The sequence below is a fragment of the Allostigmatella hybrida genome (genome assembly GCF_020103775.1).
GTDB classification, from domain to species: Bacteria; Myxococcota; Myxococcia; order Myxococcales; family Myxococcaceae; genus Hyalangium; species Hyalangium aurantiaca.
The window spans coordinates 206,123-220,993 of sequence record NZ_JAHXBH010000003.1 but is presented as its reverse complement, the minus strand read 5'-3'; the positions used below and the strand labels follow the sequence as shown (position 1 = coordinate 220,993).

The window sequence follows — 14,871 nt, the reverse complement described above, 5'->3', positions numbered from 1 at the left end:
GACGCGGTAGACCCACTCCGCCATGGCCGAGTCCCTCAAGACGTTCTTCGACGCGCGCGTGGTGCGGCGCATTGCCTCCATGCTCCGCGCCGCGCACCCCGCCTTCCCCGAGCGCCGCTTCATCGCAGAGGCCACCCAAGGGCTCGACGCGCTGGAGCTCATGGACCGGGCGCGCCACATCACGCGTGCCATGCACCGGGCCCTCCCCTCGGACTTCGCGCAGGCCTCCCGCATCCTCGTGGACTCGCTGGGACCGGAGCAGGAGCAGTACACCGAGGGCCAGGGCATGGCCGTGTTCCTCTACCTGCCCCATGTCCTCTACGCCGCCCAGCACGGCCTGGAGCACTTCGAGCCGGCGATGCGCCTGCAGTACGAGCTCACCAAGCGCTTCACCTCCGAGTTCTCCCTGCGTGCCTACCTGGAGCGCTACCCGGAGCGGACACTCGAGAGGCTGCGCCAGTGGGCCGTGGATCCGAACGTCCATGTGCGGAGGCTCGTCTCCGAGGGCAGCCGGCCCCGGCTTCCCTGGGCGCCCCGGCTCCGCGTGTTCCAGGAGGACCCACGTCCGCTGCTGGAACTGCTCGAACTGCTCAAGGATGACCCGGAGCTCTACGTCCGCCGCTCCGTTGCCAACCACCTGAACGACATTGGCAAGGACCACCCGGAGCTGCTCGTGGACACCTGCGAGCGCTGGAGCAAGGGGGCTCCTCCGGACCGCCAGTGGCTCATCCGCCACGCGCTGCGCTCCGCCGTGAAGCGCGGCAGCGCGCGCGCCATGGTGCTCATGGGCTTCGAGGGCCCCGCCCAGCTGGAGGTGACGGCCACCTTCACGCCCCAGCGGGTTCGCGTCGGCCAGTCCGTCCAGGTGACACTGCGCATCGTCAACCGCTCGGAGTCACGGCAAAAGGCGCTCGTCGACTTCGCCGTCCACTTCGTGAAGGCCCGCGGCACCTGCCGCCCCAAGGTCTTCAAGGGGGGCAAGGTGGATCTGACACCGGGGGCCACCCTTTGCCTGGAGAAGAAGGTGTCGCTCCAGGACCTGACGACGCGCCAACACTACCCGGGGGAGCATCGCGTCGAAGCACTCGTCAACGGCCTCGCCACGCCCGTGGGTTCCTTTACCGTCTCACCGGCCTGAGTGCGGCGGTCTCAAGGCCAGAGCCGCTGCCCCCCCTGACAGAACGTACTTCCTCTGGATTAGGGATGGCTGTGGGTCAGGCTGTAGAACGTGGCCTGCACGTAATCGGACGCCGTGCCGGTGTTGTTCTGATTGTAGACGCCTGCTTTGAAATACATGCTCAGGTTGTTGTAGCCGGATTCCAAGGTGAAAGTCTTGGTGACGGCAGCACGGCCTTGTGGCGTCACCTTGACCGTCATGGATTGTCCAACGACCTTGATCTCGTAGCTCCAGGTTTCCCCGAGCAGAACCCCGTTCGAGAGGTTCAGGTGGTCCGGATCGCCAATGATTGGGTAGTAGGTGGTGCTGTTGGAGGGCGTGTCGTGGGCGAAGTAGATCGCGCCCCGGGCGTCGGAAGGGCGCTTGTGGAAATACAGCCGGATGGGCTCGCTGTCCGGACCATGGATCTGGCCTACGATGACTCGGCCCACCTTTCCACTCTCACCGGTGGTCGAAACACGATCCACCGTGAGGGTGGCCCTGAGTGTTCCATCCACGCCCCCTGCGGCGGCCTTGGCGGACGATGAGGACGTCGACATCACCCAATTGTTCGCGGGGGCGTTTGCGCTTCCCTCCGGGGCGAGCATCTCGCGTAGCTCCGTCCGGGAGTAATTGGAGTTGCTGGTCGTGTCGGCGATGTTTGGACAGCGGAAGACCATACCGCCCGTTACCGGGTCCGTGTAGAACGTGTCTTCGAGTTCGTAGCCTCGGCTCAATGTGGATGCGCTGACCTCGCTGGCGTCCGGAAGCGTGATCTTCCAGTGCGAGAGATCGAAATTGCTACTCGGGGGCGCAGAAGGATCGAGGCCACCCGCTCCAATCGTATACGTGCCACTTCGAACCGGACTGGGCGACAGCCCGCTCTGGTAAGCGATTGCCTTCAACGTGGCCGTCGTGCTGAGCGTGAGGGGACCGGTGTAGAGAATGCCGGTGGTGGAGGAGGGGATGTTGCCATCGGTGGTGTATCGGATCGAGGCTCCGGCGGTGGCGGAACTGAGGGAGATGGTCTGCGTGCTGGAGTAGGTGCCGGGCGTAGGGCTGAAGGTAGGCTCCGCCACCTGATTGACCGTGCCGGTCTGACCCCAGAGTTCGACTTCGGCGATGCTGTTCCAGCCGTTGCCGGAGCTGTTGCCGTGTCCCACGATCCGGACATAGCGAGCGTTGGTGTCGGCGAAGTCATAAATTTCGAAATCGGTGGTGGTTCCACTGCTGGCGTGACGGTTGAGCAGCGGGGTCCACGGGCCGCTTGAGGATGTACTGGCGAGCACGTCGAAGGCCGTCGTGCGGGTATTGCCCTGGTACCAGGCGATCTTGATGAGCTGCACGTTCTGGGTGGTACCGAGATCGAAGGTGATGTGAGCACCATCGCCCTGGCCTGCCCAGCGGGTGGACAGGTCATCATCCACCGCTTGGGAGGGGATGGCGTTGTTCGCTACGTCATAGGTGCTGGCGATCACTGCCGAGCCCGGAACAGCGAGCTTCGTGGCCGACTGGGCAGAGGCCTCGGCTGTTGCGAGGAGCGCGAGGACGAGGGCGGGGAGTAAGCGTTTGAGGTCCATGTCCAACCGGCTGAGGAGGGGCAATGTCCTCATCGCCGTAGCACAAGGGTCATTCACGTAAAACAAATTTTTGCAGTAATACGTGTAATGCACGTAAGGCTGAAGGGATGAGGTATGGATGGAGGCCGCATGAAGGACTCCTTCCTTGTGGCCGCAGCCCTCTTCGTCACCTTCTCCCTGCTCACGGGATGTACTGGCGCATCATCGAGCGTCAGGGCATCCCGGGCTCCGGATGCGCACACCGTGGACTCGCTCTTCGCCAGCTATGACGGCCCGGATCTCCCTGGCGCCAGTGTCACCGTGATTCATGAGGGGCGGGCCGTGTTCAGCCGCGCTTATGGTCTGGCCGAGCTCTCGGCGCGCATCCCCGCCACACCGCAGACGCACTACCGGCTGGCCTCACTTTCCAAGCAGTTCACGGCCATGGCCATCATGCGGCTCGTCGAGGAGGGCAAGCTCCGCTACGACGATCTCGTGGCCCGTGTGCTCACTGGCTTTCCAGCCCATGCGGGCGAGGTTCGCATTCGCCACCTGCTGAATCACACCTCTGGCCTCTGGGAGTACGAGGCCTTCGTCCCGGACACCCAGACCGTGCAGGTGACGGACCGCGACGTGCTCGAACTGGTCTCCCGCGCCAGCCGCACGCACTTTCCGCCTGGGACCGCAGTGCGCTACAGCAACTCCGGTTACGCGCTGCTCGCCCTCATCGTGGAGCAGATCAGTGGCATGCCGTTCGCCCGGTTCCTGCGCGAGCGCGTCTTCGCCCCGTCGGGCATGCGCTCGGCGGTTGCACACGAGGAGGGCCTCTCGGCGGTGCCCCAGCGTGCCTACGGGTATGTGGCCAGCACGGAGGGCTTCCGTCCCCGGGACCAGAGTCCTACCAGCGCGGTGCTGGGAGATGGCGGCATCTACGCCTCGGTGGAGGAACTGGTGGCGTGGGACCGGGCGCTGGACACGCACGCGCTCGTCAGCGAGGCCACCCAGCGGCTCGCGTGGACGGCGCCGGCCCTGCCGGACGGGACCTCCGCACGCTATGGCTTCGGTTGGTTCGTCGATGATGACGGAGGACGGTTGCGCCTCTCCCATCATGGTGAGACGTCCGGCTTCACCAACGCGATCGTGAAATATCCGGAGCAGCGGCTCACGGTCATCGTTCTGACGAATCGCGCTGGAGGAGAGCCGTGGCGGATCGCTCAACAGGTGGCGGACCTGTGGCTTGGAACGCCCGGGGCACTCCCTTGGCCCTTCGAGACCTTTCCCGCCTCGCGCTAGTTCCAGCTCCGCGTCAAACCATGCGCATTGGTGAATAGGTGGCTGTCAGAACGCTAACGTGTCTAGGGCGGAGAAGAACCGTTCGAGATCTTCGATGGTGTTGTAGTGCAGCAGTGAAGCCCGGACAGCGCCATCGGGCATGAGGCCCAGCGCCTGAGCGGCCAGGGTGGCGTAGTAGTGGCCCGCCGCCACCGCGACCCCGTTCTGGCCGAGGTGCTCGGCCACCGCGCGAGGGGAAACGCCTGGGACGTTGAAGCAGAAGGTGGCCACACGTCCCTGCGGCTCCGGGGGGCCATACAGCCGGATGCGCGGATGGCGCAGCAGCCGCTCCAGCGTGGACTCCCGCAGGGGCCGTTCCAGGCTCTCGATGCGGCGGTAGGCCTGCTCCAGCCCCGCACGTCCGGCAGTGCCTTCACCGAGAACCTCACGCAAGTAGCGCAAGGCGCCCAACCAGCCCGCGAGGCCCTCGTGGTTGGCGGTGCCAGGCTCGAACTTCAGGGGGCTGTCGTCGGGTACGAACCACAGCTTATCCGCCGGGAGGCGCGGCAGCAGCTCCTGGCGGATGTACATGCAGCCCAGGTGGGGACCGAAGACTTTGTACGGCGAGAACACCGCGAAGTCCGCGTCCCATGCTTTCACATCGGGAAGCAGGTGAGGGCTGGAGTGCACCGCATCGATGATGATCCAGGCGCCCATGGAGTGCGCGAGCTGCGCAGCCTCGGTGACCTCTGGGGTTGTGCCCACCGAGTTGGCGGCGGCCGTCAATGCCACCAGCCGCGTCCGGGGCGTGAGCAGCGCACGCAGATCCGCAAGCTCCAGCCGGCCTTCGGGCCAGCTGGCCTTCCAGAGCTTCACCTCCACCCCTTGTGCCTCCAATGCACGCCAGGGGCTGACGTTGGACTCGTGCTCCAGCTCGGAGACGATGATGTGGTCTCCCGGCTGGAACAACCGGCTGAAGGCTCGCCCGAGCTGGAAGGTGAGGGCGGTGGCGCTGGTGCCCAGGATGACCTCCCCGGGCTTGCAGTTCAGGAAGCTGGCGGTGGCGGTGCGGGCCTGGGCCTTCAGCTCGGTGGCCACCCGGGAGGCCGGGTAGGGCTGGCCGACATTGCAGCTTCCCTGGGAGAGGAACTGGGAGATGGCCTCGATGGCGTGGGTGGGCACCTGGGCTCCCGCGGCGTTGTCGAGGTAGCTGAAACCGGACCGCAAAGCGGGAAAGTGCTGGGAGAACGTGAAGGTCATGTCGCGCGGAATCATAGCGGCACGGCCTTTGTGACGGCGCGATGACGTGCGTTGCGGGCCCTTGACGCAATTGAGCGTCAACTGTGACCACCCCCTGGCCGGTGGATCGACAGACTGTGCCTCGTTTTCGCCCCACCTGTTGGGGCGGCTTCGAGGACATATGGTTCGCTCCACGTTTTCGCTGGTCATCGCCGCATTCGCAGGCACTGCGGCCGCTCAGGGCGGCTCCGGAATCCGCGGCAAGCTCACGGACGCCAAGACGGGTGAGCCCCTGCTGGTATGCCCCATCACGGTCATCTCCGGGGGTAACACTTTCGTCGAGACGAACCTGGAGGGGCTCTACGAGATGCCCCTGCCGCCGGGCACCTATGACGTCCGCTTCTGGTGCGACCAGTACGAGGGCGTGGACGTGAAGGGCATGCGGGTCGCCGAGGGCTTCGTGGAGCGCGACCTCGCGCTCAAGCCGGTGGAAGGCGCCTTCACCGAGGAAGTTGTCGTCATCGGCACCGTGGACACCAAGAGCGAGAGCGGCCTGCTGCTCCAGCGCAAGCTCGCCAACACCGTCCAGGACTCGATTGGCAGCGAGCAGATCTCCCGCTCCCCGGACTCCAACGCTGGGGATGCGGTCAAGCGGGTGACCTCGGCCACGGTGGTGGGCCGGAACGTGTTCCTGCGCGGACTGGGTGGGCGCTACGCCGCTACCACCGTCAACGGTGTCTCCCTGCCCAGCACGGACCCGGATGGCCACCAGGCCCCTCTGGACCTCTTTCCCAGCTCGCTCCTGTCCACGCTGACGGTGCAGAAGACCTTCTCGGCGGAGATGGGCGGCGCCTTCGCGGGCGGCGTGCTTGGCATCGAGACCAACGCCTATCCCGCCACCCTGCAGACCCGGCTGCGCCTGTCGCTGGGCGCCAACTCCGAGTCCACCTTCCGCTCCCGCCGGACGTACGCTGGCGGCAGCCTGGACTTCCTGGGCATCGACGATGGCACCCGTTCGCTGCCCTCCAGTGTTCCTTCGGACCGGCCGCTGACGACGCGCGATGCGCAGGCGGAGCAGGTGAGTGAGAGCTTCGCCAACACCTGGTCGAGCCGGACCTCCAGTGGCCTGCCCAATGGCAGCCTGAGCTTCTCGGTCGGAAACACCCACTCCTGGGGCGATGGCCGGGCCTTCGGCTATCTGGCGAGCGCCCTCTACTCCCGGAGCGACGCGGTCACCAACGCCGACGCCCAGACGTTCCGCATCAACGACCAGGACCTGATTCCCAAGGATCTCTACCGCTCGGAGTTCGGCGCCACGAACACGAACCTCGGCGCCCTGTTCAACGCGGGCTACCAGCTGGACTCGCTGAACGATGTGAGCGTGCTGTCCCTGGTGAGCAGCTCCACCGAGGACTCGGCCCAGGTGTTGCGCGGCTTCTCCGATACCGACAACGCGGAGTTCGATGCCACGCGCTTGAAGTTCTCGCAGCGCTTCCTGAACTTCAACCAGCTCCGGGGCACCCACCGCTTCGGCGCGGAAGATGCCCTCACGCTGCGCTGGCAGGCGAACGTGTCGGTGACGCAGGCCAAGGAGCCGGACACCCGGGACCTGCTCTACCTCGATACCAACGGCGTGCGGCGCTTCCGCCAGGCCGCCAACAGCGGCGAGCGCTTCTTCTCCTCGCTGGGCGACACGAGCGGGGGAGGCAGTGTGTCGCTGCGCTTCCCCCTGGGCGCCGTGGAGATGAACGTGGGCGCGTCCGCGCAGTTGTCGCAGCGCCGCTTCGACGCGCGCCGCTTCTCCTTCCTGTTCGTCGGGGAGGATCCGGAGATGCTGGGGCTGCCCGCGGAGGAGATGTTCTCGGGCGACAACATCGGCCCCTCGTTCCTCGCCGAGGAGCGGACGTTCCTGACCGACAGCTACGATGGCTTCCAGTCCATCTACGCCGGCTTCATCAGCGCGGAGGTCAGCCCCCTGGAGCGGCTGCGCCTCATCGCCGGGGCGCGCGTGGAGGCCTTCACCCAGCGGCTGGAGTCCGGCAGCAGCTTCGCCCAGGGACAGGCGCCCGCGTCCACGGACAACACCACGGTCAACCCGATGCCGTCGCTCAACGCGGTCTACGCCTTGACGGACAAGGCGAACCTGCGCGCCGGTTACAGCTTCACGGTGGCCCGGCCGCAGTTCCGCGAGGTGGCCCCCTTCCTCTATTACGACGCCATCCGCCGCCGCAGCGTGAGCGGCAATCCGGAGCTGCTCTCCTCGCGCATCCACAACGCCGACCTGCGGTGGGAGTTCTTCCCCACCGAGAGCGAGCTTTTCTCCGTGGGCGGCTTCTTCAAGCGCTTCATCGATCCCATCGAGCAGGTGGTGGTCAGCTCCATCCAGGGGGATGTCGGCTACCGCAACGCCGAGGGCGCCACCGCGCTGGGGATCGAGCTGGAGGGCCGCGTCTCCCTGGGCCGCCTCAGCCCGGTGCTGAGCCCCCTGCGCGTCGGGGCCAACCTGAGCCTCATCCACTCCCGCGTGAGCCTGGGCCAGGGCCAGCAGATCAGCACCAGCGAGAGCCGCCCGCTCCAGGGCCAGTCGCCCTACGTGGCCAACGTGAACGCCACCTACACGCGGGAGAGCTCGGGCACCGAGGTGACGGTGCTCTACAACGTGTTCGGCAAGCGCATCTCGGAGGTCGGCTTCAACCGGCTGCCGGACACCTATGAGCAGCCGTTCCACCGCGTGGACCTGACGGTGTCCCAGCGGCTCTTGGAGGACCTGCGGCTGAAGCTGACGGGCACCAACCTGCTCAACCAGTCCTCCAACTTCCAGCAGATCGGTACCGACGTGTTCCGCTACCAGCCCGGCGTCACCGCCGTGGCCCAGGTGGAGTGGAGCCCGTTCTGAGCAGTTCCCCTCGAATCACACCCAACGGAGAGATCATGAAAGCAATGCGGACGTGGGCCAGCGTGTGCGCCCTTGCGGTACTTCCCGCGTGTGGCGATGACAAGGATGAGACCGTGGTTCCCCCGCCTCCGGCCAGCAGCGCGTGCGCCGAGGGCCAGGCGGTGTGCGAGGTGTCCCAGAACATCACCGAGGACACCATCTGGACGAAGGACCACACCTATGTCCTCACGACGAACGTGTTCGTCGAGCGGGGGACGCTGACGATCGAGGCGGGCACGGTCATCCAGGGCCGGCTGAACTCCTCGCTGGCCATCACCCGGAACGCGAAGCTGGACGCCCGCGGCACGGCGGTGGCGCCCATCGTGTTCACCAGCGCGGTGGACAAGGGCTCCCGTCAGGCGGGCAACTGGGGCGGGCTCGTCCTGCTGGGCAAGGCGCCCATCAACGTCCAGGGCGGCGAGGACAACATCGAGGGCTACCCGGAGAGCGAGAACACCCGCTACGGCGGCACGGATGCGGCGCACAACTGCGGCACCCTCCAGTACGCGCGCATCGAGTTCGCGGGCTTCCGGCTGGGCGGCAACAACGAGCTGAACGGCCTGACGCTGGGTGCCTGTGGCACGGCGACCACCGTGGACTACGTGCAGGTGCACCGCGGCCTGGATGACGGCGTCGAGATGTTCGGCGGCACCGCCAACCTCAAGCACATCGTCGTCACCCTGGCGGATGATGACGGGCTGGACTGGGATCAGGGCTGGCAGGGCAAGGCCCAGTTCGTCGCCATTCAGCTCAGCCGCCTGGCGGGCAACAACGGCATCGAGGCGGACAACAGCTCCGCCTCGCCAAACGCCACCCCGCGCTCGTCTCCCACGCTGTGGAACGTGACGCTCGTGGGCGCGGACCGTGCCGCGGGCGCTTCGGCCCAGACCCAGGGCGGCGCCATCCTGCGCGTGGGCTCCGCGGGCAGCATCAACAACTCCATCATCGCCTACTTCAATGACTTCGCCATCGACATCGCGGGGCCGGACTCCATCGCCGAGGCCAACGCGGGTCGGCTGATCGTGAGCAACAGCACCTTCTGGTCGAACAAGGTGGCCTACGGCGAGACGACCTTCGTGGTGAAGTCCAGCAGCGATGGCAGCGACTTCAGCGAGTACCTCGCCTTCCTGGGCGAGTCGGGCCGGGGCAACAGCGTGGCGGACCCGAAGTTGGGCAAAGCCCTCTACAAGGATCCGACCCCGGAGGTTCCGGGCCCCAGCTTCAAGCCCGAGGTGGCCATCCCCGGCGGCACGCCGCCGAACGATGGTTTCTTCGACACCAGCGCGGGCTTCCAGGGGGCCGTGGGAGAGACCGACTGGACGGCTGGCTGGACGGCTTACCCGGCGAGCTAGAACGGCTGTTTCCCCTCTGCCGCCCCGTCCGGATCCTACCGGATGGGGCGGTGCCGTTTCGGGTTGAGGCCCCTGGGACCCGGGGATCCGAAATTTGCTGAAACACTGTCCACCACGATGTCGTGGCCAAATGTTACATGATGGCCATATGTCCTCTCGTGCCGCGCCCGCCGTGCCCGCTGAACCGCTGATGCCGCAACCCTGGCCCCTCTGCTTCTGAGCGGTATGGTGGGACGTTTCCGATGGCTCTGCGGGCTTCTTCTCCTGCTGCTGGCCAGCGTCAGCCTGGCGCAGGAGGCGGAGCAGCGCCGCGAACCCCTCGTCTTCAGCGGCAACGTCGTGTTGTCCGACGAGCTGTACCTCGCGGTGCTCGATCTGCCGTCGGAGTTCAAGGTCAGCGCCGCCGAGGCAGGGCGGATCCGGGACCGGCTGCTCTCGTTCCTGCTGCAGGCGGGCTATGAGCTGGCCCGGGTGGATGCGGTGGTGCAGGGCGAGCGCATCCTCGTGGACATCGATGAGGGGCAGGTCGAGAAGGTCATTCTTCGTGGCCAGGGCTCGCTGCGCACGGTGCAGTTGATCATCGGCCTGGGGCTTCCCCACAACGTCTTCAACCGTCCCTACCTCAAGCGTCAGTTCACCCAGCTGCGCGAGCGGAACGGGGTGGAGGTGGAGCGGTATGAGCTCGTTCGAAGGGACGATGTGTCCCACGTCGGGCCCCAGGTGAACACCCTCGAGCCCATTCCCCTCATCGATACCCGCAGCTGGTCGACGAACCACCCCCTGCTTCCGCCGCGGGATGACTACCAGTTGCACATCCTCGTCCACCGCCAGGAGTGGGTGACGGGACTGGGCGTCATGGCGGGGCTCAACGGGGTGGACGGCCTGCTGCTGGGGCTCGAGTACAAGGGAGCGGATCTCCTGCTGAACACCGACCGGTGGCGCGCCTGGACGCAGCTCGGGGGGAAGATCCGTTCAGACGTGGTCGACATGCACGACTATCTGGCGCTCACCCGGGTCAGCACCGAGGTGCAGTGGCTCGCTCCGCGCCTGCACCTGGGCATCCGGCCCGCCCTGGCGCTGCGGGGGGAGCTCACGAGCCGCCAACGGCCCGATGTCGGTCTGGAGAGCTACTTCGCCACCCGGGCGCAGCTGGCGCTGGGGCTCCTCTACGATCGCATTCCTGGAATGCTCTTCGCGCTGGGGTTGGGGGCCGAGAAGCTCGACGTCTTCTCACTGCGCCGGGTGGAGGGAACGGGGGCTCGCGAGGGAATCGAGTCGAGTTCGACGTTCCAGCCCTACCTGGGGGGCACGGCGCAGATGATCTTCGATACCGACGAGATCCGCAGGGACCGCCGCCATGAGATCGCCATCCTGGGCCAGTACTCCCCGGACTCCACCGGGCGCAGCTACGGACAGCTGAGCTACCGCTACCAAAAGGTCTGCGAGATCGGCTGGCACGATGTGTGGGTCACCAGCAAGGGGGCCTATCTCTGGGGCAAGATGCCCTTCTCCGAGGAGCAGCCGGTGGGAGGGCCTCACGTCCGGGGCGTCTTCGACGACCGCTTCTTCACCCGCAGCGTTCTCAGCACGGGGTTGGAAGGGCGCTTCTCGCTCGTCCGGGATCTCTACAAGGTGGGTCTCTTCACCGATATGGCGCTGTTCGGTGAGCGGAACCGCGCGGACGGGACGTCGAAGCCGCGGCTGGTGGGCGCCGTGGGCCCCAGCGTTCACCTGCTGCTCGCCGACACCTTCCAGTTCGATCTCTATTACAGCGTGGGGCTGGCCCGTGGTGGTGAGATCGAGAGCGGCTTCTCGGCCACCCTCAAGCAGGCCTTTTGACGGAGCCTGAGGCCGCGAGCCGTGCGGCCAGGGCAGTGCGCGCCTCTTCCGGAAGGCGGGGCCCGGCCAGTACCAGGGCGCGCTGGGACAGCTGCCGGTAAAGCTCCGCGATGTCTGGTGGCAGCGCTGCCAGGTGGCGGGCCACGATCTCCGCGTCTCCCCGGGCGATGGGGCCCGTGAGGCCTCCGGCCAGCCCGCGGGCTTCCATGCCCCGCACCGCCGAGCGGGTCAGCGGCAGCAGGGCCGTGAGCGCTTCTGAAGGAGAGATGCCCGCGCAGCCCAGTGCCTCCACCGCTGCGGACAGGAGCGCCACCACGCAGCCCGCGCTCAGCACCGCCCCCGCGTGGTAGGCGGCCCGCTGGGATTCGGGCACTTCCAGGACGTGCAGGCCCAGATCATCCGCCATCCGGCGCAGCACCGCCTTCAGGGTGCGTGAGCGGGTACTGAGGGCCACGGAGTGTCCGGCCAGCGCATCCCGCGGATCCGAGACCGCGCAGAGCGGATGGAACGAGCCGAGGGGACGTGCCCGGGGAGCACCCAGCGCTTCAAGGGACAGCGCTCCCGCGCAATGCACCAAGGCCGCGCCCCGTCCCAGTTGACGGTCCAGCTCCTGGGCCATTCCAGGGATGGCGGGGTCAGGAACGCAGAGCAGGCACACGCGGGCCTGACGCACGTCCTTGTCCGTGGCGGGCTTCAGCCCGAGCGCCTTCACCCGGGCGCGTCCGGCCTCTGTCCGGCTCAGCACGCGCACGGGCCAACGCCGGGCGGACAGGGACAGCGCCAGGGCGCCTCCCAACCGGCCCGCGCCGGCGATGAGGAGGGGAGGGCGCCGGGACGGGGGAGGGGAGGAGCGTGGAGCCACGGAGGGAAGGGCGGTCAGACCGCGTCGAGCTGGAAGGCGAGCTGGCTGTTGCGCACGGCGACCCGGACCCGGTCGCCCGCGACGAACTCGCCCGCGAGGATCCGCTCGGCCAGGGGCGCTTCCACCAGGCGCTGCACCACCTGGCGCATGGGCCGCGCGCCGAGCTGCGGATCGAACCCGCCCGACTTCAGCAGGTGGCCCACCACATCCTCGCCCGCGACGTATGCGATGCCTCGCTCGGTCACCAGGCGCTTGCTGCTCTCGTTCAGCAGCAGCGTGGCGATCTTCGCGACCTCCACCTCCTTGAGGGGGTGGAACGGCAGCCGCTCATCGATGCGGTTCCACAGCTCCGGGGGCAGGGCCTTGCGGGCCGCCGCGCTCGCCGCATCCGTGTCGGACTTGGCACCCGCTTGCGCCTCCGAGCCGAAGCCCAGCGTCCTGTTCACGCGCGAGAAGGCCTCCGCGCCCAGGTTCGTCGTCATCACGATGACCGTGTTCGAAAAGTCGATGTGCCGGCCCTTGCCGTCCGTCAGCCGGCCCTCTTCCAGCACCTGGAGGAGCAGCATCTGCACCTCGCGGTGCGCCTTCTCGATCTCATCCAGCACCACCACGGACGAGGGCTTGCGGCGGACGGGCTCGGTGAGCTGGCCTCCCTCGCCATAGCCCACGTAGCCCGCGGGCGAGCCGATGAGGCGGGAGACGCCATGCGACTCGGCCATCTCGCTCATGTCCAGCCGTACGAGCGCCTCGCGGTTGCCGAAGAGCACCTCCGCCAGCGCCCGCGCCATCTCCGTCTTGCCCACACCCGTGGGGCCCAGGAACAGGAACGAGCCCATGGGCCGCCGCGACGCGAAGCCCGCGTAGTTGCGGCGGATGACCCGGGCGATGCGCGTCACGGCCTCCTCGTGGCCGATGACCCGCTGGCCCAGGTCCGCTTCCAGGCTCAGCAGCCGCTCCGAGTCCTTGAGCAGCAACCGCTCCTCGGGTACCCCGGCCAGCTTGGCCACCACCCGCGCCACGTCCGCGGGCTCCACCGACGTCTTGCCCTCGCGATGGCAGCGCGAGCCGGCCAGGTCCGCCACCGAGATGGCCTTGTCCGGCATGAAGCGGTCCGTCACGTACCGGGACGCCAGCGAGGCGGCCGCCACCAGGGACTCCGGTGAGTAGCGCAGCCCGTGGTGCTCCTCGTACCGGCCAATGACACCCTTGAGGATCTCCACCGTGTCCGGCACCGACGGCTCGTTCACCACCACGGGCGTGAAGCGGCGCTCCAGCGCTGGGTCCGCCGTGATGAACTTCCGGAACTCGTCGTGGGTGGTGGCGCCGATGCAGGGGAACTCCCCGCGCGCCATCGCCGTCTTCAGCTCGTTGGACGCGTCCTGGGGCCCTTCGCCCGTGGAGCCCGCGCCCACCAGCGTGTGAATTTCGTCGATGAAGACCACCACGCGCCCGTCGGCCCGCCGCACCTCGTCCTTCAGCGCGTTCAGCTTCTCCGAGAAGGCGCCGCGCAGCTGCGTGCCCGCCACCAGGCTCGCCATGTCCAGCTCGATGAGCACCTTGGCGGCCAGGGTGCCGCGCAGGCTCACCAGTTGCTGGGCCACGCCTTCCACCACCGCCGTCTTGCCCACCCCGGCTTCGCCGAGCAGGCAGGGGTTGTTGGTGCGGCGCTTGCCCAGCACGTCGATGACTTCTTCGATCTCCTTGGCGCGGCCCACCACGGGGTCCAGCTTGCCTTCCTGGGCCAGCAGGCTCAGGTTCCGGCCGATGGAGGTCAGCAGGGGATAGATCTTGGGATCCAGCGTCAGCGGGACCGCGCGTGCCGCCGGGAGCGGGGCCGGGGCGGGCGCGGGACGCGGCGGCGTCACAGGAAGGGGGGCGGCCTTCGCGACGGGAGCCGCCGGAGCAGGAGGCGGAGGCTCGGCGGCCGGGGCGGCCACCTCGTCATGACCCTCATCCGCGTCGATCAGCTCACGGGGAGAGAGGGCGGGCAGCGAGGGCCGGGAAGGGGCCGGCCGGGGAAGGCTCACGGCGATGGCGGCCTGGGGCAGCGGCGACGGCGGCGCGCCCAGGGGCCGGCCCATGGGGTAGCGGCCCCCGGCCGAGGGGGAGGACATCGGCGCGCGGCTGGCCTGAAGCTTGCGCGGCATGCGGCCGCTCGTGAAGTACGAGAAGGCGACGGTGCCCAGCTTGAGCAGGTCCACCCCTGAGCGGGCCAGCAGATCGTTGGCCGCGCAGCGCACGCGGGAAAACGCGATGAGCAGGTGCAGGCAGTCGGCCTCCCGCGAGTCGCACTGCTGGGCGATCGCCCGGGCCCGCTCGCAGAGGTTGCGGACGAGGAACTCCTCCTCGGCCGGCGCCTCGGTCATCAACTCGAGGAGGGTGTCCTCGTCGATGCCCTTCTCCTTGAGAAGGACCTGCGCGGGGTTGTCCACCGTGTAGAGCGCCAGCAACACGTGGGCCGAGCTGAGCTTCTGTGTGACGCTCTGGGCAATGTCCTTCGCCTCGTGGAGAACCTGCGCGAGATCGCTGCTGTCGACCATTAGAACTCCGGCAAGCAGCCGAGCAAATACACCCTTCGGATCGTACGGGCAAAATTTCCACTACAGGCTGCTACAGGGCTGCTGTAACCCCCTTGAATCCTGGGGAATTCGCGCCGC

9 protein-coding genes are annotated in these 14,871 nt (G+C 67.6%); 5 read left to right on the top strand and 4 right to left on the bottom strand.

Annotated features, from left to right (window positions below):
* Positions 1-22 precede the first annotated feature (22 nt).
* Entirely contained in the window at positions 23-1,138 is a 1,116-nt protein-coding gene (locus KY661_RS08025; RefSeq protein ID WP_225409646.1) for a DNA alkylation repair protein, read from the top strand.
* Between the two features lie 59 nt (positions 1,139-1,197).
* Here KY661_RS08025 and KY661_RS08020 read toward each other — a convergent pair whose 3' ends face one another.
* Positions 1,198-2,736: a polysaccharide lyase family 7 protein gene (locus tag KY661_RS08020; RefSeq protein WP_225409645.1), complete on the bottom strand. Its 1,539-nt coding sequence runs from the start codon at positions 2,734-2,736 to the stop codon at positions 1,198-1,200.
* A gap of 129 nt (positions 2,737-2,865) precedes the next feature.
* Between KY661_RS08020 and KY661_RS08015 the strand changes: the two genes are divergently transcribed.
* A complete protein-coding gene (locus KY661_RS08015) occupies positions 2,866-4,008 on the top strand; it encodes a serine hydrolase domain-containing protein (RefSeq protein WP_225409644.1) in 1,143 nt (380 codons plus the stop codon).
* 45 nt (positions 4,009-4,053) lie between these two features.
* On the opposite strand, the gene KY661_RS08010 is transcribed toward KY661_RS08015, so the two are convergent.
* Positions 4,054-5,247 carry a cysteine desulfurase-like protein gene (locus KY661_RS08010; protein WP_225409643.1) on the bottom strand — a complete coding sequence of 398 codons (1,194 nt, stop codon included), beginning with the start codon at positions 5,245-5,247 and terminating at the stop codon, positions 4,054-4,056.
* 160 nt (positions 5,248-5,407) lie between these two features.
* Between KY661_RS08010 and KY661_RS08005 the strand changes: the two genes are divergently transcribed.
* The 3 genes from KY661_RS08005 to KY661_RS07995 all read left to right on the top strand — a co-directional run bounded on the left by KY661_RS08005 (position 5,408) and on the right by KY661_RS07995 (position 11,352).
* Positions 5,408-8,122 carry a TonB-dependent receptor gene (locus KY661_RS08005; protein WP_225409642.1) on the top strand — a complete coding sequence of 905 codons (2,715 nt, stop codon included), beginning with the start codon at positions 5,408-5,410 and terminating at the stop codon, positions 8,120-8,122.
* Positions 8,123-8,157: 35 nt separating this feature from the next.
* The gene (locus KY661_RS08000) at positions 8,158-9,513 is read left to right on the top strand and encodes a hypothetical protein (protein WP_225409641.1); all 1,356 of its coding nucleotides are present in this window, start codon (positions 8,158-8,160) and stop codon (positions 9,511-9,513) included.
* Between the two features lie 225 nt (positions 9,514-9,738).
* Entirely contained in the window at positions 9,739-11,352 is a 1,614-nt protein-coding gene (locus KY661_RS07995; protein ID WP_225409640.1) for a hypothetical protein, read from the top strand.
* Here KY661_RS07995 and KY661_RS07990 read toward each other — a convergent pair.
* Both KY661_RS07990 and KY661_RS07985 read right to left on the bottom strand, forming a co-directional pair.
* Positions 11,336-12,214 carry a Rossmann-like and DUF2520 domain-containing protein gene (locus KY661_RS07990; protein WP_225409639.1) on the bottom strand — a complete coding sequence of 293 codons (879 nt, stop codon included), beginning with the start codon at positions 12,212-12,214 and terminating at the stop codon, positions 11,336-11,338. The genes KY661_RS07995 and KY661_RS07990 overlap by 17 nt on opposite strands.
* A 14-nt stretch (positions 12,215-12,228) precedes the next feature.
* Positions 12,229-14,754: an AAA family ATPase gene (locus tag KY661_RS07985; RefSeq protein ID WP_225409638.1), complete on the bottom strand. Its 2,526-nt coding sequence runs from the start codon at positions 14,752-14,754 to the stop codon at positions 12,229-12,231.
* Positions 14,755-14,871: the final 117 nt, after the last annotated feature.